Raw genomic sequence first — 1,016 nt, 5'->3', positions numbered from 1 at the left:
CACCGGGCCCCGACGAGCGGCCGGTCGACGCACCCGCGGTCCACCCGTCCGGGCGCGCGACGCACGAGCACGCGGGAGCCGCGCCGGCACGGCCGGGACGCGGTCCGACGGCCGCGCCGGCCGCGCACGTCGACGAGCGTGTGGCCGTCGTGGTCCGGACCTCGGGGTCGACGGGTGAGCCGCGCGAGGTCCTGCTCTCACGCGCCGCCCTGCGTGCCTCGGCGACGGCCACCGAGCACCGGCTCGGCGGGCCCGGGCGGTGGCTGCTCGCGCTGCCGACGCACCACGTCGCCGGGGTGCAGGTGCTCGTCCGCTCGGTGCTCGCGGGGACGACGCCCGTCGTCGTCCCGGACGGGCCGTTCCGTCCCGCGGCGTTCCTCGAGGCGCTCGCGGCCTTCGGGACGGCCGAGCGGCGGTACACGTCCCTCGTCCCGACCCAGCTCGTGCGGCTGCTCGACGACCCCGCCGGGACCGCGGCGCTCGCGACCTTCGACGCGGTGCTGCTCGGCGGTGCGGCGACCGCCCCCGACGTCCTGGTGCGCGCACGGTCGGCGGGCGTGCGCGTCGTGACGACGTACGGCATGACCGAGACGTGCGGCGGCTGCGTGTACGACGGCGTGCCCCTCGACGACGTCACGGTCGCGCTGGACGACGCCGGGCGCGTGCTGCTGTCCGGACCCGTCCTGGCCGACGGCTACCGCGGCCGCCCCGACCTGGACGCCGACGCCTTCGTGACGCTGCCCGACGGGCGCCGCGCGCTGCGCACGAGCGACCTCGGCCGGCTCGACGACGGCGTCCTCACGGTGCTCGGACGCGCCGACGACGTGCTCGTGACCGGCGGCGCCAAGGTCGCCCCCGCAGCCGTCGAGGCGGTGCTCGGCGGGCTCGACGGCGTGCGCGAGGCGTGCGTCGTGGGCGTGCCCGACGCCGAGTGGGGGCAGGCCGTCGTCGCGGTCGTCGTGCCGCGCGCGGGCGACGCCCCGACGCTCGACCGGGTGCGCGAGGCCGTCGCGCAC

General features: G+C 79.0%; 1 protein-coding gene. It reads left to right on the top strand.

Annotated elements, in window-relative coordinates; all coding sequences use genetic code 11:
* A partial coding sequence (gene menE, locus CTKZ_RS20780; protein ID WP_235843593.1) for an o-succinylbenzoate--CoA ligase occupies positions 1-1,016 on the top strand: 1,016 nt, incomplete at both ends.

Origin of the sequence: Cellulomonas algicola (assembly GCF_003851725.1) — a bacterium.
GTDB lineage: Bacteria > Actinomycetota > Actinomycetes > Actinomycetales > Cellulomonadaceae > Cellulomonas > Cellulomonas algicola.
The sequence above is the reverse complement of the archived record's forward strand: the minus strand, read 5'-3'. Positions and strand labels throughout refer to the sequence as shown.